The organism is Bacillus sp. SW14, assembly GCF_047608225.1.
GTDB lineage: Bacteria > Bacillota > Bacilli > Bacillales > Bacillaceae > Bacillus > Bacillus subtilis_G.
In genome coordinates this window covers 1,014,648-1,036,555 of sequence record NZ_JBLKRW010000001.1, presented here as the reverse complement: position 1 = coordinate 1,036,555, position 21,908 = coordinate 1,014,648, and the positions used below count along the sequence as shown (strand labels likewise).

Sequence of the window (21,908 nt, the reverse complement as noted above, 5' to 3'; positions counted from 1 at the left end):
GCAATATTCAATATGGTGAATGAGCAAAGCACAAAAAAAGCTTTCTTTAGGAAGAAAGCGGCATTTAAAACATTTGATATCCTCTTTTTCTAAGCATGTTGATCGCGATACCGGATACGACGGCGCCAGCCAAACCGCTGGCTAAAATCAGCACATCGGCAGCCGCTAATGACACGATACGATGAAACAGGCCAGCAAATGATTCTCCCGGCGACTGGATATAGCTGATCAGCTTTTCCTTGCTGATAATGAAAAGGCATACAATTGGATATATCACAGCCATAATCCAAGACATCCTCAGCAGCATGTTTAATAAGAAACCGATTCCAAAAAACAAAACAAAAAACAGAACAATTGAGATGATGACGACTGGCAGACTAATCAACCTATTCCACCCCCTGCGTTGTTTTTAGTGTAACGCGGGGGCTGAAATAAAGTCAACGGCTGGAAAAAGAATGACTGTCTTTTCCTGTCCCCTGGCAAGATGGACAAGTCTCTGAACCGCCGAGAATCAATTGAAAGTACCCTTTCCCTGAGCAAAATGGGCATGCATGTGAAGCGGTTGTCGTTGCAGTTTTCATCTGACCATCACCTTTTTTCTTAATTTTCTGATAATATAACATATTAGGCTGTCAACAATAAAGTTAGATCATGTGACAAATCTTTTCATGTAAGCGGAAACATATTCATTTTCCTCTTATTATCTTTTTATTTTGGCGTTTTTTAATAAAGAAAACCCGCGGAAGCGGGTTTTTAGAAAAATTTAAACTTGCCTTTTTTCAACGTCAGTCCAAGTCCGCCGATCAAAAACAGCGAGCGGTTATCGATGACTTTTTTCATAAACGAAGCCGGCGTGCCTTTCAGCTTTCTGCCATACACGACCCCAACCGCGTTATGCTCGCCAAGAGAAGCAACCGTTCCCTTAATGTCCGGTTTGAATTCCTCAAGATCTCCGCCTTTAATGAGCCTGCCAAGGTTTTTAGCAACCGTTATTCCCTGCTGCATCGCAATTTGCGCAGTCGGCGGATACGGGCGCTCTGTATCTTCATTCATAAACAGCGAGCTGTCGCCGAGAATAAAGACATTGTCATGTCCGGGTGCGCGAAGATCAAGATTGACTTTGACCCGGCCGCGCATATTTTCAAAACCGGCTTCCTCTACAATCGGATGGCCGCGGACACCTGCCGCCCATATAACGGTTTGCGATTTGATTTGCTCTGGTTCCTCATCTTTTTTCCCGACTCTGACTCCTTCCGGTGTACATTCTTGCACAGCGGTGCCGATCTTAAACTCAACTCCGTTTTCCTCAAGATAATGGACGGCATAATCAACAAGCTCAGGATCAAAGCCCGGCAAAACGGTCGGCGCGGCTTCCACACATACGATTCGCACGAGGCTTCTGTCAATGTCATACTCCTTGCAGAGCTCCGGCACGCGGGCCGCCAGCTCGCCGAGAAATTCAATCCCCGTAAATCCGGCTCCGCCTACAACGATCGTTAACCTGTCCGGCCGTTTTTCCGCTTCCGTATTGTAAGTCGCAAACTGCAGCTCAATATGTTCCCGCAGCAGGCGCGACGTGTTGATGTTGGCGATCGGAAACGCATATTCTTTCAAACCTTTAATACCGAACGTCTCGGGCACCGCGCCGAGTCCGATGACTACATAATCGTACTTTAGCTCTCCATTCGCAAGCACAACTTTTTTCTCATCAATTTTGATTGCTTTTACGGTATCCTGTACAAAATTGACCCGCGACTGGTTGATTACATCTTTTATCTGATAACGGCAGCGGTCATGATGGAGCGTACCCGCGCTCGCTTCATGCATCCATGTCGTTTCATAATGATAATTGTGTTTATTGACAAGCGTAATATCAGCATCATTCGGTCCGACAAACTTTGTCAGCCTAGTTACCGTCATCAATCCGCCATATCCTGCACCTAAAATCACGATTTTGGGCTTATTCAATGCCATCACATCCACCTTCTCTTTTTTGCTTTTGTTAGACGCATAATAAAATCATCATTTGTGTTAGCTTCAGCTTATTGGCGGGATTTTATGAAATATATTGAAAAGTTTTTTGTGAAGTCCTTACGCATAGAACTACTATCATACTTATCCGACTGGCCCAAGAAACATTCAGAAAAAGATCAATTCATTTGGTTATCATCGTATCGGCCTATGGAAAATTTTTCAAGAATGAATGCGCACTTTATACACTTACGATTTTTTCTGCTGACTCGTCAATTTGAACGGCAATATGGTATAATTAATAACAATTTTCATTTAGGAGGCCATTTTCGTATGCGAGAGGATACAACGGTTTATGATATTACCATTATAGGCGGGGGACCGGTCGGCTTATTCACCGCTTTTTACGGAGGAATGAGACAGGCAAGCGTCAAAATTATCGAAAGCCTGCCTCAACTCGGCGGACAGCTTAGCGCCCTATACCCTGAAAAGTATATATATGATGTAGCGGGGTTCCCGAAAATCCGCGCACAAGAACTTATCAATAACCTAAAAGAGCAAATGGCGAAATTTGACCAAACCATTTGTCTGGAGCAAGCGGTTGAATCTGTTGAAAAACAAGCGGACGGCGTGTTTAAGCTTGTGACTAATGAAGAAATCCACTACTCCAAAACAGTGATCATCACTGCAGGAAACGGCGCATTCAAACCGAGAAAGCTGGAACTTGAAAATGCCGAGCAGTATGAAGGCAAAAACCTTCACTACTTCGTTGACGATTTGCAAAAATTCGCCGGCAGACGAGTTGCAATTCTTGGCGGCGGAGATTCAGCGGTTGACTGGGCGCTTATGCTTGAGCCAATCGCAAAAGAAGTATCCATCATTCACCGCCGCGATAAGTTCCGCGCGCACGAGCACAGTGTGGAAAACCTTCATGCGTCGAAGGTTAATGTCCTGACACCATTCGTCCCTGCGGAGCTGATCGGGGAAGACAAAATTGAACAGCTAGTGCTTGAAGAAGTGAAAGGCGATCGCAAAGAGATTTTAGAAATTGATGACTTAATCGTCAACTACGGTTTCGTGTCATCTCTTGGACCGATCAAAAACTGGGGTCTGGACATCGAAAAAAACTCCATTGTCGTCAAATCAACGATGGAAACAAACATCGAAGGCTTCTTTGCAGCAGGTGACATTTGTACATACGAAGGAAAAGTCAACCTGATCGCAAGCGGCTTCGGCGAGGCGCCGACAGCAGTGAACAACGCCAAGGCTTACATGGATCCAAAAGCCCGCGTACAGCCTCTTCACTCAACAAGTCTTTTTGAAAATAAATAATAAAAAAAGGAGTTTGTGTCAGTGACACAGCTCCTTTTTTTATTTGAAGATATTTATATAATTCAATGCAGTTCCAAGAACCAGCGCAATCACAAGGGCTGCGACGATCCAGATCATTGCCATAATAATGCGATCTTGGATCTTTTGCGACTTCGGTGTTTTTTCTTCGTTTTGAGTCATCTGATTCGCTCCTTTCACACGTTCATGTCATAAAGAAAGCCTGGTGCTGAACGACCAAGCTTTGCTGAACGTATATGATTCGCGTTTTTGATCCGCTCTCTAAGACCATTCGTTAAAACTATCATACCCAAACTCTCTGTGCATGACAAGCTTAGGCACTTGCACACACCTGCAAGCAAATAAAACGTTTGACATCCTAAATAAAACAGAGTACATTATACAAGGCGAACAATTTATATATTATTCTTTTAAATATTCGTTTTTAGGAGTGAAAATGATGGAAAATGTATTTGATTACGAAGATATTCAATTAATTCCTGCAAAATGCATTGTAAACAGCCGTTCAGAATGTGATACATCCGTACGTTTAGGCGGACGTACATTTACATTGCCCGTCGTTCCTGCCAATATGCAGACGATTATAGATGAAAAGCTGGCCATTCAATTAGCCGAAAATGGCTACTTTTATGTGATGCACCGCTTTGAACCTGAAACACGAATAGATTTTATGAAAGATATGAACGCACGCGGATTATTCTCTTCTATCAGCGTGGGCGTCAAAGATGAGGAGTATGAATTTGTCCGCCAGCTGGCAGAAGAAAACCTGACTCCCGATTACGTGACAATTGACATTGCGCACGGTCATTCAAATGCCGTTATCGAAATGATCCAGCATCTCAAAAAACATTTGCCGGACAGCTTTGTCATTGCCGGCAATGTCGGAACGCCGGAAGCGGTCAGAGAGCTTGAAAATGCGGGAGCGGATGCCACTAAGGTCGGCATCGGTCCGGGAAAAGTATGTATTACGAAAATCAAAACCGGCTTCGGCACAGGTGGCTGGCAGTTAGCGGCGCTGCGCTGGTGCGCCAAAGCAGCCAGCAAACCGATTATCGCAGATGGCGGCATCCGCACACATGGCGATATCGCAAAATCAATCAGATTCGGCGCAACGATGGTCATGATCGGTTCACTATTTGCCGGACACGAAGAATCACCAGGCCAAACGATCGAAAAAGACGGAGAGCTCTACAAAGAGTACTTCGGCTCAGCCTCTGAATTCCAAAAAGGCGAAAAGAAAAATGTAGAAGGCAAAAAAATGCACGTGGCGCATAAAGGCTCTATCAAGGATACACTGATTGAAATGGAACAGGATCTACAATCTTCTATTTCTTATGCAGGTGGAACGAAGCTTGATGCGATCCGCAATGTGGATTATGTGATTGTGAAGAATTCGATTTTTAATGGGGATAAGTATTAAAAATAAAAAACGCCAAGTCAGCGGTTCGCCGCTTGACTTGGCGTTTTCTGTTATTAGCACTCTTCAGGCTTACCTGCATTCGTCGCTGTTCTAAACGAAGAACCGCAGCCGCATGAGGCGATGGCATTTGGGTTGTCGATGGTGAAACCGCCGCCAAGCATGGATTGTTTAAAATCAATGATCGTGCCGTTCATGATATCAAGGCTGTCCTTGTCAACGAGAACAGTGATGCCATGTTCCTCAAATACACTGTCTTTTTCACCTTTTTCATGTTCAAAGCCCATACCGTATGAAAGGCCGCTGCAGCCGCCGCCTTTTACGCCTACTCGTAAAAGCGCGTTTTCTTCTTCATGCTCTTTCATCATATCTTTTATATGCAAAGCAGCTGCTTCTGTAATTGTTACCGGGTTGCTCATCATTATGAACCTCCTTTTAAAAACCGGATGTTGTCTTTTATTATAAACATGATTCGTCCAATTCTCAAACGAGGTGTTTTACAAAAAATAGACACCCTCGCAAACGGTCTCAGCCGGCCCTGTCATCATCACATGGCCGTTATCTTTCCAGTTAATCACCAAATCTCCGCCTGCTAAATGCACCGTGATGTCCTGATTTCGTTTTGATACGCCGTTTAACACAGATGCAACCGCAGCTGCACATGCTCCTGTCCCACATGCCTGAGTAACACCTGATCCCCGTTCCCAGACGCGGAAATGCAGCTCATGATCATTCACGGTTTCGACGAATTCCACATTGACGCCTTCCGGAAATCTCGGATCTTTCTCAATCTCCGGTCCCAGTGTCGTCAGAGGTGCCTGTTCAATGTCAGCGATCGGAAAAACGATATGGGGATTTCCCATTGAAACGGCAGTGCCTGTTAGTTCAACTTCACCAAATGCCATCGTTTCATTGATCGTGTGCTCTTCCCCACCGTCAAGCATCGGAAGCTCGGCTTTTGTCAGGCGCGGTTCGCCCATATCGACAGTAACCACATTCACTTTCCCATTTTCAACTTGAACCTCCGCTCTCACAAGCCCGGAGAGGGTTTCAATCAGAAAAGATGTTTCCTCAACCAGCTTATGCTCATACGCGTATTTTGCGACGCAGCGCAAACCATTGCCGCAATTTTTCCCTTCAGACCCGTCATTATTAAAAATCCGCATTTTAACAGGCGCTTGATCTGAAGGGCATATCAGGATCATTCCGTCGGAACCGATCCCTGTATAAACAGAAGAAACCTGAATTGCAATCTCAGACAGTTTTTCTTCCGGGAGCTGCTCTTCAAATTGATTCACATAGATATAGCTGTTACCCAGACCGTGCATTTTGGTAAATCGAAATGAATTCATAGGTGCCTCCAACTTTTTTTCTTTTTCTTAGTATAAAAGCTATTATAAACGGACACAATATAATTATCCCCCGTTTTTCATACATAAAAGCTCCTTGCAAATCGCAAGGAGCTTTTATCGTTTATATAAACATGCCGGCAATGGCTGCGCTGAGCAGATTGGCTAATGTTCCCGCAAGAACAGCCTTCAGGCCGAGGCGCGCGATATCCGAACGGCGGCTAGGCGCTAAACCGCCAAGCGTACCAAGCATAATCGCAATTGATGAAAAATTGGCGAATCCGCATAACGCGAAGCTGATAATCGTAGCGGTTTTCTTAGAAAACTCGCCGATGTGCGGACCGAAGTTAGAATAAGCGACAAACTCATTCAGCACCAATTTCTGGCCGATATAGCTTCCTGCCTGCAACGCTTCATGCCAAGGAACGCCAATTAAAAAGGCGATTGGAGAAAACACATAGCCGAGAATGGATTCTAATGTGACACCTTTTAAGCCGAACAAGCCGAATACTCCGCCAAGGACACCGTTTACTACGGCGATTAATGCAACGAACGCAAGAAGCATCGCTCCGACGTTTAAGGCAATTTGCAGTCCGGTTGACGCTCCCTTTGCAGCTGCGTCAATGACATTGGCTGCGCCTTCTCCTTCATCCATTTTGAAATCGCTTTTTACGGTTTGCGGTTTTTCGGTTTCGGGTATAATCAATTTACCAAAGACAAGGCCAGCCGGAGCAGCCATAAAGCTGGCCGCAAGCAAGTATTCAATCGGGATACCGAGAAGCGCGTATCCAAACAAGGTTGAACCCGCAACAGCCGATAGACCGCTCGTCATAATCGTGAACAATTCAGAGCGCGTCAGACCGGCAATCAGGGGCCTGATCACTAATGGAGATTCGGATTGTCCCACAAAAATATTAGCAGAAGCCGCAAGAGATTCCGTTTTGCTTGTCCCAAGAAGCTTCGACAATCCGCCCCCGATGACACGGAAAACGAGCTGCATGATTTTCAAGTGATATAAAACTGCAATCAGTGCTGAGAAGAAAATGATAACTGGCAGTACACTTAAGGCAAATGCCGGACTGTCGCCGACTTTTAGAAGCGGTCCAAAAATAAAGCTGATGCCTTCATTCGCATAATCAATCAGAAGCTGTACACGGCTTGAAAACCATAAAAAAACAGCGCGTCCCGCTTCCCATTTTAACACGATGTATCCAAACGCCACCTGTATGCATAAACCAACGATGACGGTTCTTATTTTAATATTGCTTTTCTTTTCTGAAAATAAAAACGCGATAGCAATGATCGCAACTGCGCCCAGCAGTCCCCAGAGAACACTCATGAATACACCTACACCCTTAAAATTTATTTAAAACAAATCTTTTATACGATAACAATAATCGTTTTTGATGTCTACACATTTTTTTAGTTCTTTTGGACGACAAAATAAAAAGGGCCTGTCCAGGCCCTTTTCTTCAAAACATTGGGTTTTCTTCAATAAATGTATATATATTCTCAACAAGCTCAGCAGGCGTTTCACCCATGACGACTTCTCCGTTTACAAGAGCGAAAAGCGACTCCATGCATTTCCCGCAGTAGCTTAAGCAGCCGTATTCGAGGACATCCAGGTTTGGATCTTTCTCTAAAATCGCCCGGGCTTCCTGAGAGCCGTGAGCCAGATTGCTGACACAAAATTCAATCATTGGATTCATGCGGTTTCACCTCACATATGTCCATTATCGCGAATTTTTCACCATTCGTCAAAGACAATGGATTCTTCAAAATTTATTATCGTAACATATCATTTCCAGAATAACGTTTTACTAATTTGCGCTTTCAGGCTAATTTGTAGGTTATTTTCAAACTATTATTGTGATTTTAGATCAAATTCGATATAATTCTAGATGTTATTTTACATAGTTCGTATTTTCTTCAATGTGTCTATCATACTCTTCGGATTAAAGGGGAATTCAAATGAAAAAATTGGTCTTGATCGGCGGAGGTTACGGGAATATGCGTGTTCTTCATCGCTTATTGCCAAACCAGCTGCCTGATGATGTTTCAATCACGTTAATTGACAGAAATCCTTATCACTGCTTGAAAACAGAATATTATGCCCTTGCCGCAGGCACAATTTCTGACCATCATATCAGAGTGTCATTCCCAGAGCACCCTCGCCTGGATGTCCAATACGGAGATATCTCATCAATTGATATTGCACAAAAACAAGTGCTGTTCCATGATCGTGAACCGATTTCTTACGATGACGCCGTGATCGGGCTCGGCTGTGAGGATAAATATCACAACGTGCCGGGAGCGCCTGAATTCACCTATAGCATTCAAACCATCGACCAGTCCCGAGAAACTTATCAAAAGCTGAATAACCTGAGCGCTAATGCCACTGTCGCCATTGTCGGCGCGGGCTTAAGCGGCGTTGAGCTTGCAAGTGAATTGAGGGAAAGCCGTGACGACCTGAACATTATTTTGTTTGACCGCGGCGATCTCATTTTATCAAGCTTTCCCGAGCGTTTGAGCAAATATGTGCAAAAATGGTTCGAAGAGCACGGTGTCCGTATTATTAACAGGGCAAATATCACCAAAGTAGAAGAAGGCGTTGTGTATAACCACGATGATCCGATTTCTGCGGACGCCATCGTATGGACAGCCGGCATACAGCCGAACAAAGTCGTCAGGGATTTAGATGTGGAGAAGGGTGCACAAGGGCGCATCGTATTAACGCCGCATCACAATCTTCCCGGTGATGAACATTTGTACGTTGTCGGTGATTGCGCCAGCCTTCCTCATGCACCGAGCGCTCAGCTTGCAGAGGCTCAAGCAGAGCAGATTGTCCAAATCTTGCAAAAACGCTGGAATGGAGAAGCCCTTCCAGAGTCAATGCCGCAGTTTAAGCTGAAAGGCGTTCTTGGCTCACTTGGAAAAAAATCCGGCTTCGGCCTTGTTGCTGACCGTCCGCTGATCGGCCGTGTTCCGCGCATGCTGAAATCCGGCTTGCTGTGGATGTATAAACACCATAACGGTTAATGATAGAGAAGACCCGCTGATCTTGTCAGCGGTTTTAATGATTACAGACGGCTGAAACGGTTTTAGTTTTAGCCGGTTTCATCTTTTCAGCGTGTTTGAAAACCCTTGAAGTCTAGGAAAGGCGAGCATTGGAGCGGACTTTCACAGGATGTGATGACGGCGGTGTTTAGGCAGGACGCCTAAGCATTTAACCCCGTTCCTTTCATAACACGTGAGCACCAACGCACAGGCTTGACAACGAATGCGAGGGTTTATCCACACGCTGGAACCGCTGATCTTGTCAGCGGTTTTCTGTATACCCATACTTCTCCATTTCCTTATAGACGTCTTTTAATGTCGGATTGCCTTCACCGACAATTTTGTCTTCTACGAGAACAAGCGGATAAAAATACTCATCATTTCTGATTTTTTCTGCAAGCTCTTTCTCTTGTTTATTGTTAGGTGGCTCATAAATATCGATATATTGCATCGCAAAAGGCTGATTTGGATATTTTCTTTTCAGCGCAGCCTCAAGCCACTCGTATGTATCTTTGGCTGTCGGCATATTGACACAGCTTGCACAAATGGTTTCTGCGCCGTAGACGCTGAGCATGACTGGTTTTGTCACTGATAAACGCCCCCTTCTCTCTGTAGTCCTTTCTTTTCAGTATACAGAGCCAAAAGACGTTTTAATAGAAAAAAACCGTTTTTGTGTTCAAGTCTGAATGTGCTATAATAGGGAAAGCAACTTTTCAAACTAAACAATAGATTTTTATTGTTACACTGAATATAATGGTTTTATGATGACGAAAGGAGCGAATGTCATGACTGAAGTTGAAATGAAAGAACAGGTGCAGGAAGTACTGGACAAACTTCGTCCGTTTTTACTTCGTGACGGCGGTGACTGTGAGCTTGTAGACATAGATGAAGGTATCGTTAAGCTTCGTCTTCTAGGCGCATGCGGCAGCTGCCCAAGTTCAACAATTACGCTGAAAGCCGGAATTGAACGCGCTCTTCTTGAAGAAGTGCCGGGTGTCGTTGAAGTAGAACAAGTCTTTTAATAAAGCAGCCAGGCTGATATTTGATCAGCCTGGCTTTTTTATTAGAGATATTGATCAAACCATGAGCTGATATAATTTAGGCGCTTGATCCGCTGCCCCGGGTGTCCGCTGCGTGACAAATTGTGCGACGCTTTTGGAAAACGGACGAGCATGGTGTCCTTGCCCATTTTTTTCAAGGCGATAAATAGCTGCTCCGCCTGCTCAATCGGGCACCGGTCATCTCGCTCGCCATGCAGAATCAATAGCGGTGTCTCCACGTTTGCTGCGTATTTTAAAGGGGAACGGTCCCAGAGCTTTTCTGTGTCTGCAAACATGTCATGCTCAAGCTGCCAGTCTGTGAAGAAATAGCCGATATCACTGACGCCGTGAAAGCTGACCCAATTTGATATCGAACGCTGGGTGACGGCGGCTTTAAAGCGATTCGTCTGTCCAACGATCCAGTTGGTCATAAAGCCTCCATAGCTTCCGCCCGTGACACCTACCCGCTCAGGATCAAGCTGCGGATCTCGTTTGATGGCCTCATCCACTGCCTGCATCACATCCTCATAATCCTTTCCTCCATAATCTCCTCTGACGGCATTCACAAATTCCTGGCCGTAGCCGTGGCTTCCTCTCGGATTGATATACACTACCGCGTATCCTTTCGCCGCCAGCACTTGAAATTCATGAAAATATGTATGCCCGTACATCATGTGCGGACCGCCGTGTATGTTGAGAATAAGAGGATATGATGTTTCCTCTTCAGCCTGTGCAGGCTTCATCAGCCAGCCGTTCACCGTCACGCCGTCTTCTGTGACATATTGAATATCTTCAGGTATTGACATCATATGCTCGCCGACAAACTTGTCATTCACGCCAGTCAGGCGTTTCTCTTTCTGACCAAGCGGGATGCTGTAAAGCTCACTCGGTCTGTCCGGCTTTGTCACACTCGCAATAAAGTGTTGTTCGTCAGGTGAAATGGAAAAACTATTGATGTACTCTTTTTCGAGACGAATCGGGTACACAAGGCCTTCAATAGATATATAGTAGATTCCCGTACTGCCTTGATCTGTGCCGATGACATAAAACCCTTGGCTGTCTTTTGTCCAAACCGGGCGCTGCTCGGCACCTCCGATCAATGAATCTCCAATGAGCGCATCCGCTAAATGAACGTCAAGCATTTCAGTCAGACATGTAAGGCGGTCTTGTTCGAGATCATAAAGCCACGCCTTTTCGAGCGTTGCATTCTGATATTCCTGTTCATGCCCAAGCAAAGCAAGATACCTTCCATCCGGTGAAAATGAACTTGGTCCGAATGAGCCGCGATGAGACGTAATCACCTTGAAATCTCCAGTCTCGAGCGACATCATCCAGACATCATGCGGCTTGCTGGCATCATCCGCTTCTGTCAGATCAGCTGAGAAAACAAGCGATTTGCCATCAGGAGAAAAAGCAAGGTCGCCATGATCGGCTTTGTGGTTTGTCAGCTGCTTTACTTCACCAGACTTCACGCTGACAAGCACAAGTTGGGCATACACACCTCTCGTCAGCCCTTTGCCGTCCCGTTTATAGGAAAGGCCTTTCACTTCAACAGGTTCAAAGCTGACCGGCTCCGTTTTCTCTTGGTCATCAACCCTTTCCTCCTGTCCCAAACTGACAGTGACAAGCACCGACTCGCCATCCGGGGACCATACCGGCTTTGACACGCCATACGGTATATTCGTCAGCTTTCTCGCTTCTCCGCCTTCAGCGCTCATGAGATAGAGCTGTGCTGTATCGTCTTCACGATCAGAAATAAAGGCAAGCGTACGCCCGTCCGGAGACCACCTTGGGTCCGTACTCTGCTTTTCTCCATATGTCCAAGGAACAGACCCGCCGGTTTTCGTTTCATAGACCCATATATTTGATGTATACGAATCTTTCTCTTGATTCACTTGCGACTGCACGTATGCGTCACGGCTGCCGTCTGGGGCGTATTGAGGATCGGTCACAGAGACAATCGCTGTGATGTCTTCTGCGGTTATCAGCTTTTTCATATTCATCTCCTCCTTTTTACATGTATTTCGTTTTTCTAAATAAAAACTCCTTTATCTCCAGCAGAAAAAAAGCGTCCTCCGCTGACGCTGAGGAACGCTTGGCATATTCTATACACTTTTTACTTGATATAAAGGATTTCGCTCTATTATACTTCCCTCTTTTGGAACGGTCAAAGCGTCTACTTCGCAATGAGGGAAATGAAGCGTGAGCTGCTCTTTCAGCTTTGCTCCCTTTCCATTTTCAGTCATCACGAGAATCGTCGGGCCTGCTCCGCTGAGAGCCGTTCCATATGCGCCCTTCATCTCGGCGACGTGTTCTACTTTTGACAATTCGGGGACAAGCATCGCCCTGTACGGCTGATGGAACATATCCTTCTTCATGATTTTCCCGACAAGCGGCCAATCCTTGGACATGATCGCAGCAATGAGCAAATTGCTGACGGCACTTGCTTTTACAGCGTCCGCATACGGAAACTCTTTCGGAAGCACGTCTCTTGCGTCCCTTGTCAGCACCTCGTAAAAAGGAATAACAACGACAATGTCAATGTCAGCATCCGGGACACGGATCATTTGTGTCTCGTCATCTTCATGCAGGCCGATGACAAGCCCGCCAACGAGAGAAGCGCCCGCATTATCCGGGTGTCCTTCTTCAAGGCTGGCTAAATGCAGCTTGTCCGCTTCAGACAGCTTTAAGCCGCATAATTCATCAGCCAGTTCAATGGCCGCTACAATCGCCGCGGCGCTGCTGCCAAGGCCGCGGGCGAGCGGGATATCGCTCCATACCTTCACATGGACAGGAGGCATTTCTTTTCCGTACAAATCTGCTGTCCGTTTTGCCACTTGATAGATCAGATTATCTGTACCCGCCGGAATTCCGGCGACTGTTTCTGTTTCAGCTTCAAAAGACCATTTGTCGCTTCCAAAGACGGTCAGCTTCAAATACCTGCTGAGCGCCATTCCGACTGAATCAAAACCCGGGCCTAGGTTAGCCGTGCTTCCGGGAACAGTGACAGTGAACAGCATGCCGGCTTCGTTCATACACGGGCCGCTCCTTTTAAATATTCAAGAATGCTGTCTTCATCCGTCGGCAATGTGACCGGCTTGATTTCTGAAATGTCGACCGCTGTGTTCGGATCTTTCAGTCCGTTTCCTGTTAAAACAGCGACGACCTTGCTCCCTTTCGGAATGTCTCCGGACTTCACCTGTTTCAGCACTCCTGCGATAGACGCGCAAGAACCCGGTTCTGCAAACACACCTTCTTCACGGGCGATCAGCTGATACGCGTGAAGGATTTCATCATCAGTGACTTCGTCAATTTTCCCGTTGGATTCCTCAGCTGCCTTTACAGCTTTGTCCCAGCTTGCAGGGTTTCCGATACGAATGGCTGTCGCTATTGTTTCCGGATTTTCAATTACTTCATTGCGCACGATTGCCGCCGCGCCTTCCGCTTCAAATCCGCGCATTTTCGGAAGGCCAGTGCCGTTTTTCTCATGATATTCCTTGAATCCCTTCCAGTATGCCGTAATGTTTCCTGCGTTTCCGACCGGGATGGCCAAAACATCCGGCGCTTCTCCCAGCTGTTCGCACACTTCGAAGGCAGCTGTTTTTTGGCCTTCAATGCGGTAAGGGTTAACTGAGTTGACAAGGGCAATTGGTGATTTCTCACAGATGGAGCGGACAATTTTAAGCGCATCGTCAAAGTTTCCGTCAATAGCGATAATTTCAGCTCCGTACATGACAGCTTGAGCCAGTTTTCCAAACGCGATTTTGCCGTTCGGAATGATCACGATGCATTTCATGTCAGCGCGGGCTGCATATGCAGCCGCAGCAGCGGAAGTGTTTCCTGTAGACGCGCACATAATCGTGTCGTTGCCTTCTTCTTTTGCTTTCGCCACAGCCATGACCATTCCGCGGTCTTTAAATGATCCTGTAGGATTGACGCCTTCCGTTTTGACATGAAGTTCAATTCCCAGCTGTTCAGACAGCTTCGGCAGGTAAATAAGAGGTGTGTTTCCTTCATGTAAAGTAAGCGCCGGTGTTTGATCTGTTACAGGTAAAAATTCTTTATATTGATGGATTAGTCCTTTCCACATTAACTCCAACCGTTCCCTTCTACACGATATGTGCTTTTGACTTCTTGAACGACTTCCAAATCATTTAGGTTTTGCAGGATATCACTGAAATCAGCTTCTGATGTATGGTGCGTGACAATCACGATTTCTGCTAACTCATCATGGCCTTTAATCGGCAGCTGCAGGATCTTTTCAAAGCTCACGCCCCGTTCTGAGAAGACAGACGTAATTTTCGAGAATGAACCGACCTGATCTTTAACATGAATTCTTAAAAATTGCTGCGCGTAAATGTCTGACGGCGACTTCATGTTTTTCTCGTATTGCGGCCCAACAAAGCTGTTGCCGGTTACGCCGAGGCGCATATTTTTCATGACGGCGACAAGATCAGAAACAACGGATGTCGCAGTCGGCATGCTTCCGGCTCCCGGTCCGTAGAACATCGTCTCACCGACAGCCTCGCCGTATACGTAAACGGCGTTAAACTCATTATGCACGGCAGAAAGCGGATGGTGGTCAGGAAGCAGTGTCGGCTGAACGCTGACTTCAATTTTGCTGCCGTCACGCTGCGCAATCCCGATCAGCTTCATCGTATAGCCAAGGCGTTTGCTGAAGCTGATGTCCTCGTCTGTAATTTGGGAGATTCCCTTTACTTTGACGTCATCGAGGTCCACGTTCATTGAGAAGCCGAGGCGCGCCAATATCGCCATTTTTCTTGCGGCGTCAAGCCCTTCCACGTCTGAAGTCGGATCAGCTTCGGCAAAACCGAGATCCTGCGCTTCCTTGAGCACTTCCTCGTAAGGGCTTTTTTCTTTGATCATTTTTGTTAAGATAAAGTTCGTTGTTCCGTTCACGATCCCCATCATTTTTGTAATCCGGTCTGATGAGAGGCCTTCCTCTAACGTGCGCAGAATCGGAATCCCGCCGGCAACACTGGCTTCAAAGAAGATGTCGCAGCCATTTTCCTTCGCTTCCGCAAGCAGCTCGGAGCCGTACACAGCCATTAAATCTTTGTTTGCTGTGACAACATGCTTTTTCGATCTGAGCGCGTCGACCAAATATTGTTTTGTCTGCTCCACTCCGCCAATTACCTCGATAACGACATCAACATCTGGATCATCGATGACATCATACACTTCTGTCGTGAGCACTTCCTTCGGCAAATCTACTTCTCTCTTTTTCTCTAGATCTTTTACAAGCACTTTTTTTATCGTAACCGGACAGCCGACTTGATGCATCAGCTTATCCTGATGGTCTTGAATAATTTTAACGACACCGCTTCCGACGGTACCTAAACCTAAAAGCCCTACACGAATCGCTTTCAAAAAAACTCCACCTTTCGTTTAATTGTCCTCTCAAAAAAGACAATTGTTAACTCAACACAGACATATAAGTTACAAACATTATATAAGCCCGCTCTTGTTTTGACAAGATAGCAATAGGCTGAATTTTACGAATGTAAACGCTTAACCTACTGATATGACAAGATTCTTTATTTTCTAATTATTTTTGTCAGATTTTCTCCTCATCCGCGGCTTCCTTTGCCGAGCCAGCTTACGCGGGGAACAAATGGCTTCTGCGCCCGCATATTCATGAATTCCTGTGCTGTATTGAGAAATTGTTCATAGCGTCCGCAATCATTCAGAATGAAGTCAAGCTGCTCTTCATAATAATGCTTTTCTGATTCTGATGACATGTAGTAGCTCTCCACGATTTCAAAATAATGAAGCGGAAAGAGCAGACGGCTGTACAGGAGACGTTTTGAAAACGAAGACAGCGGCGTGACTTTCTCGTATTCCTGTAAAAAGAGAAAGCCCTGCTGATTAAAATCTTGTCTGTGATGCAAAAACGTGTGCCTCATATACTCAGCCAAATCGCGTGAAGCATGGTCAAATACCCAATCCGCAGGAATCCTGATCAAAGATTCGGATGACCACGTATGTCTTTCCATCCGCTGATGGCATATCGTTCCAGAATCAGCGGCTTGGGGTTTGTCATCCAGCTCAGTGTCCACTAAATACTGTATCGCGTTTTCTGACAGTCCTAAATAATATGGAAATGATTCGATCATTTTTTTATCGAATGGCTCGTGCGGAGGAGTCTGAACCTTTCGCTGCCAAAACACTTCCAACTGATCAATGCGTTTTCCCCACAAATCTTTCCACTGGCCGATTCTTCCGGCTGCCTTCACTTCATACGGATACCTTCTGCCTTTTCGGTGAAATTCCGCCAGTTCCGTCCCAATGGAGAACGCCCGGTTTGAATAAGGTGGTGCCGCTTTCAGCAGAGCGTACGTTTTTCCCTCATGTTCAAATGTCAGCTCACCTTGTTTTGTAAAGATAAAAATCGGAACGTATGGGTCACTTTGTTCTTGTAAATACTGACTCATGTAATAAAGCTCCGCCAACTCTGTATCTGAGAATTGGGAAACGGGGACAATCAGAAAGAATGAATTCGGTGTCTGAAAGCATTGATATGTGTGCTGATACATGGAAAGCTGCCTGATATGAATACCGTATTTTTCTTTTATTGTGCCTTTCACCATGATCACCTGCCTATTGAATTAGGGCTCATCACATCGTAGTCATACACGTCCGGAATTATGAATACATATTTTAATCCGACGAAGACGCAAGAAAAAGTCGTAAACATCTCAAATATTTTGTATAAACTAGTAAAAAAGATTGGGTGAAATTGATGTCAGAAAACGAACAAATCAGCCAGATGGAAGCAAAAGCAAGAGCGCGGATGAAGGAGCGCGGCGTTGAGGTGTCAGACATTGCCGAGCTAGTCTTTTTCCTGCAAAAAAAATATCATCCGGATTTACACATTGATGAATGCACGTTGAACGTCAATCGCGTTCTCGCAAAACGCGAAGTGCAAAACGCGATTTTAACGGGCATTGAATTGGATGTTCTTGCTGAGCAGAAAAAACTGTCTGAACCAGTGCAAACGATGCTGGAAACAGATGAAAGTTTATATGGAGTGGATGAAGTTCTGGCATTTTCCATCGTAAATATTTACGGATCAATCGGGTTTACGAACTACGGTTACATCGATAAAGAAAAACCCGGAATCCTTAAACATTTGAATGATAAATCAACCGGCGAATGCCATACCTTTCTAGATGACATCGTCGGAGCGATTTCCGCCGCGGCCTCAAGCAGGCTCGCACACCGCGCGCGGCACACAGAATAAGGGCACCCTTTTTGGGCGCCCTTTTTTAAATGTATGGAATCCATTCAGTCAGTGAGTCAATGGCGTGAGCTGGTTTTTCCATATCGTCTGTCATATGCTCTCTTTTTGTTACACCTGTGTGCACAAGCAGCGTATCCATACCGGCGTTAATGCCGGCCATAATGTCCGTCGCGTAGTTGTCGCCGACCATGAGTGTTTCGGACACATCCGTTCCGAGAACGCGCATCGCCTGCTCCATAATGATTGATTCCGGCTTGCCGATAAATACCGGCTGTACGCCTGTGGATACGGTTAATACAGATGTCAGCGAACCGTTTCCAGGCAGGAGGCCTCTTTCAGTGGGGATTGCAATATCTCCGTTTGTGGAAATAAAGCGGGCGCCATTTCTGATGGCCAGGCAGCCGACAGCAAATTTTTCGTATGTAATGGAACGGTCAATACCAACAACGACAAAATCCGCGTTTTCCCCGCCAAACGTCAGGCCTTTTTCTTCAATCGCCTGACGGATTCCTTCTTCCCCGATGACATACACAGACGCGTCTTTTTTCTGCTGGGCGATATGCTGGGCAGTCGCCATGCTGGTCGTGAAGACCTGCTCTTCCGTTGCAGGAATATCAAAAGACACGAGCTTGTCCGCCACCTGCTTCGGTGTGCGCGAAGAGTTGTTTGTCACGAAAAGATAAGGAACGCCGCGCGCTTTCAGCGTTCTGACAAATTCACACGCTTCCTCGATTTTTTCCGTGCCATTGTACATTGTTCCGTCTAAATCAATTAAATACCCTTTATATGTTTTCATGTCCAACACTCCTGTGGCTTTCCAGTTGTTATTTAAACGCGGAAACAGGGCCAAGCTCTGTTTCCAAGTAGCTTCTGATCCGTTTCGGGAATTCTTGAAGAGCTGTCTGATGCGCCGTGATCAGCCTGTAAAGCTTGGCGCTGTCAGCGAGCAGGTACTGCTGAACCAATGTTTTGCGGTAGGCGATCAATTTCTTGAGCTCAGTTCCCTCTTTTTCCGTGACAACTTTTTCATCAACAAGTATGTCCATAATGTCATTATAGCTGCCCGGGTCCCGCATAATAAAACCGTCAATCATGTCATTGCCTGTATCCAGAATGCACTCGATTAACAGATGGCCTATACGCTCAAGCGCCAGTCTCTCGATTTCAGACTGCCAATCTCTTTGTGAGTTAAAAAGCGCCAGCTGGTGCTCAAAGAACCCGAGTGTTTGCTCGATCTTGTTTCTGTCGACAAAATACATGACAGCATCCCCTTTGTGTATGTTTATTTTCTGATCCGTTTCAAGACAAAATACGCACAGCCGAAATTGCAGTATTCGTAAATGTATTCATCTAGTGTGCTGATTTTCGTTTCGAAGGTTGCCTTTTGATTCTGGTCGTCAAAGAAGCCCTTGAGCCTGAGCTGACCGTATCCCCAGTCTCCCACAATATAATCGTATTTATTTAAAATATCGGAGTAGCGGGCTTTAAAAGCCTCTTCGTTGAAGCCTTCTTTGAAATTGTGCACCAATTCAAATTCGGCATTTTGAATAAGAATCATGATCTCACCTCTTTTTCACTCATTCCTATCATAATTCATTGCCCCGTCCCCATCAATTGCTAAAGAATAAATCATGAGATTTGGCTACCCTACATATGAGGAGGGATTTATATATGAAACGAACTGCTGTCAGTCTCTGCCTGTTGACTGGACTTTTATCCGGGTGCGGAGGTGCAGGATTTGATAATGCCGAGCAAAACGCCCAAAATCAGAAGCAGAATCAAACCAGACCCATTCATGTGTCTGACCGCAACGAGGCTTTTAACCGGCATGATAAGAACGAACAATTTGGCTATGTCCGCTATCAAAAAGAACAATTCGACGGCGAACAGCAGCAAGCACCGGTGATGAACCGGGAAGAAACCGCTCACATGATATCAAGTTTAACGGTTCAGCTCCCCCATATTCAAGAGGCTGCAACGCTGGTGACCGATCAAGAAGCGCTTGTCGTATATAAAACCGATTCCAAAAACCGCGAGCTGACGGCCGATCAGGTGAAAAAAACAGCCGCTTCAGTGATTCCGCGATACTATCATGTGTATATTTCCGATAACCCAAACCATATGCAGTCCATCGAAAATGACAGCCATATCGGCTCCGGTTCCAGAAATATCAGAGAGAACATGTCGAGGACGATTGAAGAAATGAAAACCTCTCCGCAAGGAAGCCCTGTCTCAGAGAATGAAAATGCCAACGGAGAAACCCGCCAGGACATGAAAATCAATAGGAATGACAAAAACGCCAGATGATCTGGCGTTTTGGCATTATGCTTGTGCTTGGCGCTTTTTAGATGCTTCGTTCACCTGTTCATCGGCATGGTAAGATGAACGGACAAGCGGACCGGCTTCACAGTGGCTGAAGCCTTTTTGCATCGCGATTTCCTTTAATTCTGCAAATTCGTCAGGGTGATAGTATTTTTGGACTTTCAAGTGTTTCTTCGTCGGCTGCAGATATTGGCCGATTGCCATAATATCCACGTTGTTTGCCAAGAGGTCGTCCATGACTTCAATAATTTCTTCTTTCGTTTCACCGAGTCCGATCATGATGCTTGATTTTGTCGGAATATCAGGCTGCATTTCTTTCGCACGGCGCAAAAATTCCAGTGAACGATCGTACGTCGCGCGCGCGCGGATTCTTGGCGTCAGGCGGCGAACCGTTTCGATATTGTGATTCAGGATGTCTGGGCGTGTATCCATCAAGGTTTTCAGGTTATCGTAGTTTCCGCCCATATCAGACGGGAGCACCTCAATTGTCGTGAACGGGCTTTTTCTGCGGATCGCACGGACCGTTTCCGCGAAAATGCCAGCTCCGCCGTCTTTCTGGTCGTCACGCGCAACAGCCGTAATGACCGCGTGTTTCAGATTCATAAGGGCGACAGAATCCGCTACGCGTTCCGGCTCTTGCAGATCAAGCTCAGTTGGAAGGCCCGTTTTGACAGCACAAAAACGGCATGCTCTTGTACAAACAGAACCTAAAATCATAAATGTCGCTGTACGTCTGACCGCCCAGCATTCATGAATATTCGGACATTTAGCTTCTTCGCATACGGTATGCAGGTTGTTTTCCCGCATGAGTTTTTTGAGCCCTGTATAGTTTTCATTTGTATTTAATTTGATTTTGAGCCATTCGGGCTTTCTGAGGTGTTCGTCTTTCTTTGCCAATTCCCATCATCTCCAATATCCAATATACTCAAATTTCTGGCACGAAACATTCTGAAAACGAGAAAGGTGCAGGTTTTATTTCTGCAGCATAAATCATGTTTTTCTAACTAAAGAAAGTCTTTTCTTTAGACACTTTAACATAGGAAAAATTTCTCGACAAGGGAAGATGATTACTGACATTTTTAAGCCGGCTTGCCGCAAACTATGTGTATTCAATATGAAAGGAGATTATTTTTGTGAAAGTTTTGTTATCCGCTCTTCTTCTCCTTTTGTTTGCGTTTGAGCCTTCTGCGTTTGGAAAAAAGCTTTCTGATTCAGTGCTGTCGAAACGGATGGAATTATATCATAAAGTCGAGGCTGTGACGCAGATTCCTTGGTATGCGCTCGCCGCAGTAGATCAATACGAGGAAAATGTGCGAAGCAACCGAAAAGACCTGCCTGACAAAGCGGGAATCATCAGCATCTATATACCCGATGAAATCTGGAGCGGACCTGAAAACCCGAATCCGAAAGACGATGCGCCGTTAAGCATTAAAGTGTTTGACGGAATCGGTATGGATGGTGACGGTGACGGGAAAGCCGAGGTCAGCAATGATGACGATATTTTGTATACATTCAGCCAATACTTGCTGTCGTATGGCACAGATGAAGACAACATCCGCATCGGGCTTTGGAATTATTACCGCCGGGATCAGACAGTAGGGATCATCTCTGAATTCATGAAGCTGTTTAAAACTTACGGCCATATTGATCTGGACGAGCATGCGTTTCCGCTTCCGATCAGAACCGATTACAGCTATCGAAGCACGTGGGGAGATGCACGCGGCTTCGGGGGAAGACGGATTCATGAAGGCACGGATATTTTTGCCCGTTACGGCCTTCCGGTCAGATCCACCTGTTACGGCGTAGTTGAAATGAAGGGCTGGAACCGCTTCGGCGGATGGAGAATCGGCATCAGAGACATTAACAATACGTATCATTATTTTGCCCATCTAAATGGCTTTGCCAAAGGGATAAAAGCAGGACAAATCGTTGAGCCCGGCCAAGTGATCGGGTCAGTCGGCAGCTCAGGATACGGCCCGCCGGGAACCGCCGGAAAGTTCCCGCCGCACCTTCACTACGGCATGTACAAAGATAACGGAAAAACCGAATGGTCGTTTGATCCATACCCGCATTTGAGAGCGTGGGAGCGATATGAATACAAAAAAAAGAAATAACGAAAAGCCGCCTCTCAGCAGGCG

At 45.8% G+C, this 21,908-nt stretch carries 25 protein-coding genes; 7 read left to right on the top strand and 18 right to left on the bottom strand.

Translation table 11 applies throughout. The annotated features are described in order from the left end of the window. Positions 1–64 precede the first annotated feature (64 nt). The 3 genes from ACMX2I_RS05275 to ACMX2I_RS05265 form a co-directional block, all read right to left on the bottom strand. Positions 65–385: a YuiB family protein gene (locus ACMX2I_RS05275; RefSeq protein WP_148963995.1), complete on the bottom strand. Its 321-nt coding sequence runs from the start codon at positions 383–385 to the stop codon at positions 65–67. A gap of 52 nt (positions 386–437) precedes the next feature. Beyond that, complete coding sequence (locus ACMX2I_RS05270) at positions 438–581, bottom strand: YuiA family protein (protein WP_003243733.1); 144 nt, start codon at positions 579–581, stop codon at positions 438–440. Positions 582–753: 172 nt separating this feature from the next. After that, positions 754–1,974 (bottom strand): NAD(P)/FAD-dependent oxidoreductase, encoded by a 1,221-nt coding sequence (locus ACMX2I_RS05265; protein ID WP_414956384.1) that lies wholly within the window; start codon positions 1,972–1,974, stop codon positions 754–756. A gap of 330 nt (positions 1,975–2,304) precedes the next feature. Between ACMX2I_RS05265 and yumC the strand changes: the two genes are divergently transcribed. Further along, a complete protein-coding gene (gene yumC / locus ACMX2I_RS05260; protein WP_087993309.1) occupies positions 2,305–3,303 on the top strand; it encodes a ferredoxin--NADP reductase 2 in 999 nt (332 codons plus the stop codon). A gap of 39 nt (positions 3,304–3,342) precedes the next feature. Here the strand turns inward: yumC and ACMX2I_RS05255 are convergent, their stop codons facing one another. Further along, positions 3,343–3,483 (bottom strand): hypothetical protein, encoded by a 141-nt coding sequence (locus ACMX2I_RS05255; RefSeq protein ID WP_010329949.1) that lies wholly within the window; start codon positions 3,481–3,483, stop codon positions 3,343–3,345. A 277-nt stretch (positions 3,484–3,760) separates the two neighbouring features. Here ACMX2I_RS05255 and guaC point away from each other — a divergent pair, with 277 nt between their 5' ends. Further along, positions 3,761–4,741, top strand: a complete 981-nt coding sequence (guaC, locus tag ACMX2I_RS05250; RefSeq protein ID WP_414956383.1) for a GMP reductase — start codon at positions 3,761–3,763, stop codon at positions 4,739–4,741. Between the two features lie 53 nt (positions 4,742–4,794). On the opposite strand, the gene ACMX2I_RS05245 is transcribed toward guaC, so the two are convergent. The 4 genes from ACMX2I_RS05245 to ACMX2I_RS05230 form a co-directional block, all read right to left on the bottom strand. Beyond that, positions 4,795–5,157, bottom strand: a complete 363-nt coding sequence (locus ACMX2I_RS05245) for a HesB/IscA family protein (protein ID WP_087993342.1) — start codon at positions 5,155–5,157, stop codon at positions 4,795–4,797. A 78-nt stretch (positions 5,158–5,235) separates the two neighbouring features. Further along, positions 5,236–6,090 (bottom strand): diaminopimelate epimerase, encoded by an 855-nt coding sequence (gene dapF, locus ACMX2I_RS05240; RefSeq protein WP_414956382.1) that lies wholly within the window; start codon positions 6,088–6,090, stop codon positions 5,236–5,238. Between the two features lie 121 nt (positions 6,091–6,211). After that, complete coding sequence (locus ACMX2I_RS05235; RefSeq protein ID WP_148964001.1) at positions 6,212–7,426, bottom strand: NupC/NupG family nucleoside CNT transporter; 1,215 nt, start codon at positions 7,424–7,426, stop codon at positions 6,212–6,214. Positions 7,427–7,559: 133 nt separating this feature from the next. After that, on the bottom strand, positions 7,560–7,796 hold the full coding sequence (locus ACMX2I_RS05230) for a YuzB family protein (RefSeq protein WP_087993317.1): 237 nt from the start codon (positions 7,794–7,796) through the stop codon (positions 7,560–7,562). A gap of 262 nt (positions 7,797–8,058) precedes the next feature. Here ACMX2I_RS05230 and ACMX2I_RS05225 point away from each other — a divergent pair, with 262 nt between their 5' ends. Continuing rightward, positions 8,059–9,126: an NAD(P)/FAD-dependent oxidoreductase gene (locus ACMX2I_RS05225; protein ID WP_414956381.1), complete on the top strand. Its 1,068-nt coding sequence runs from the start codon at positions 8,059–8,061 to the stop codon at positions 9,124–9,126. A gap of 280 nt (positions 9,127–9,406) precedes the next feature. Here ACMX2I_RS05225 and ACMX2I_RS05220 read toward each other — a convergent pair whose 3' ends face one another. Continuing rightward, positions 9,407–9,733 (bottom strand): YuzD family protein, encoded by a 327-nt coding sequence (locus tag ACMX2I_RS05220; RefSeq protein ID WP_414956380.1) that lies wholly within the window; start codon positions 9,731–9,733, stop codon positions 9,407–9,409. Positions 9,734–9,869: 136 nt separating this feature from the next. On the opposite strand from ACMX2I_RS05220, the gene ACMX2I_RS05215 reads away from it, so the two are divergent. Further along, a complete protein-coding gene (locus ACMX2I_RS05215) occupies positions 9,870–10,166 on the top strand; it encodes a NifU family protein (protein WP_250621913.1) in 297 nt (98 codons plus the stop codon). Positions 10,167–10,207: 41 nt separating this feature from the next. Here the strand turns inward: ACMX2I_RS05215 and ACMX2I_RS05210 are convergent, their stop codons facing one another. The 5 genes from ACMX2I_RS05210 to cotNH all read right to left on the bottom strand — a co-directional run bounded on the left by ACMX2I_RS05210 (position 10,208) and on the right by cotNH (position 16,795). After that, on the bottom strand, positions 10,208–12,181 hold the full coding sequence (locus tag ACMX2I_RS05210) for a S9 family peptidase (RefSeq protein WP_414956379.1): 1,974 nt from the start codon (positions 12,179–12,181) through the stop codon (positions 10,208–10,210). A gap of 108 nt (positions 12,182–12,289) precedes the next feature. Beyond that, positions 12,290–13,219: a homoserine kinase gene (gene thrB / locus ACMX2I_RS05205; RefSeq protein ID WP_414956378.1), complete on the bottom strand. Its 930-nt coding sequence runs from the start codon at positions 13,217–13,219 to the stop codon at positions 12,290–12,292. Next, positions 13,216–14,274: a threonine synthase gene (gene thrC, locus ACMX2I_RS05200; protein WP_414958295.1), complete on the bottom strand. Its 1,059-nt coding sequence runs from the start codon at positions 14,272–14,274 to the stop codon at positions 13,216–13,218. The genes thrB and thrC overlap by 4 nt, the downstream gene beginning before the upstream one ends. Continuing rightward, entirely contained in the window at positions 14,274–15,575 is a 1,302-nt protein-coding gene (locus tag ACMX2I_RS05195; RefSeq protein WP_414956377.1) for a homoserine dehydrogenase, read from the bottom strand. The genes thrC and ACMX2I_RS05195 overlap by 1 nt, the downstream gene beginning before the upstream one ends. Before the next feature lie 200 nt (positions 15,576–15,775). Beyond that, positions 15,776–16,795: a spore coat-associated protein CotNH gene (gene cotNH, locus ACMX2I_RS05190; RefSeq protein ID WP_414956375.1), complete on the bottom strand. Its 1,020-nt coding sequence runs from the start codon at positions 16,793–16,795 to the stop codon at positions 15,776–15,778. A 152-nt stretch (positions 16,796–16,947) separates the two neighbouring features. Between cotNH and ACMX2I_RS05185 the strand changes: the two genes are divergently transcribed. After that, positions 16,948–17,448 carry a phosphatidylglycerophosphatase A gene (locus ACMX2I_RS05185; RefSeq protein WP_087993324.1) on the top strand — a complete coding sequence of 167 codons (501 nt, stop codon included), beginning with the start codon at positions 16,948–16,950 and terminating at the stop codon, positions 17,446–17,448. Positions 17,449–17,473: 25 nt separating this feature from the next. On the opposite strand, the gene nucF is transcribed toward ACMX2I_RS05185, so the two are convergent. The 3 genes from nucF to ACMX2I_RS05170 are packed head-to-tail and all read right to left on the bottom strand — an operon-like array spanning position 17,474 to position 19,006. Beyond that, on the bottom strand, positions 17,474–18,244 hold the full coding sequence (gene nucF, locus ACMX2I_RS05180) for a 5' nucleotidase NucF (protein ID WP_414956374.1): 771 nt from the start codon (positions 18,242–18,244) through the stop codon (positions 17,474–17,476). Between the two features lie 28 nt (positions 18,245–18,272). After that, the gene (locus ACMX2I_RS05175; protein WP_414956373.1) at positions 18,273–18,707 is read right to left on the bottom strand and encodes a DUF86 domain-containing protein; all 435 of its coding nucleotides are present in this window, start codon (positions 18,705–18,707) and stop codon (positions 18,273–18,275) included. Positions 18,708–18,730: 23 nt separating this feature from the next. Then, positions 18,731–19,006, bottom strand: a complete 276-nt coding sequence (locus ACMX2I_RS05170) for a YutD family protein (protein ID WP_087993327.1) — start codon at positions 19,004–19,006, stop codon at positions 18,731–18,733. A gap of 113 nt (positions 19,007–19,119) precedes the next feature. On the opposite strand from ACMX2I_RS05170, the gene ACMX2I_RS05165 reads away from it, so the two are divergent. Then, positions 19,120–19,755 carry a YhcN/YlaJ family sporulation lipoprotein gene (locus ACMX2I_RS05165; protein ID WP_414956372.1) on the top strand — a complete coding sequence of 212 codons (636 nt, stop codon included), beginning with the start codon at positions 19,120–19,122 and terminating at the stop codon, positions 19,753–19,755. 15 nt (positions 19,756–19,770) lie between these two features. Here the strand turns inward: ACMX2I_RS05165 and lipA are convergent, their stop codons facing one another. Next, complete coding sequence (lipA, locus tag ACMX2I_RS05160) at positions 19,771–20,667, bottom strand: lipoyl synthase (RefSeq protein ID WP_087993329.1); 897 nt, start codon at positions 20,665–20,667, stop codon at positions 19,771–19,773. Between the two features lie 236 nt (positions 20,668–20,903). Between lipA and lytH the strand changes: the two genes are divergently transcribed. Continuing rightward, on the top strand, positions 20,904–21,884 hold the full coding sequence (gene lytH, locus ACMX2I_RS05155; protein WP_394716330.1) for an L-Ala--D-Glu endopeptidase: 981 nt from the start codon (positions 20,904–20,906) through the stop codon (positions 21,882–21,884). Positions 21,885–21,908 lie beyond the last annotated feature (24 nt).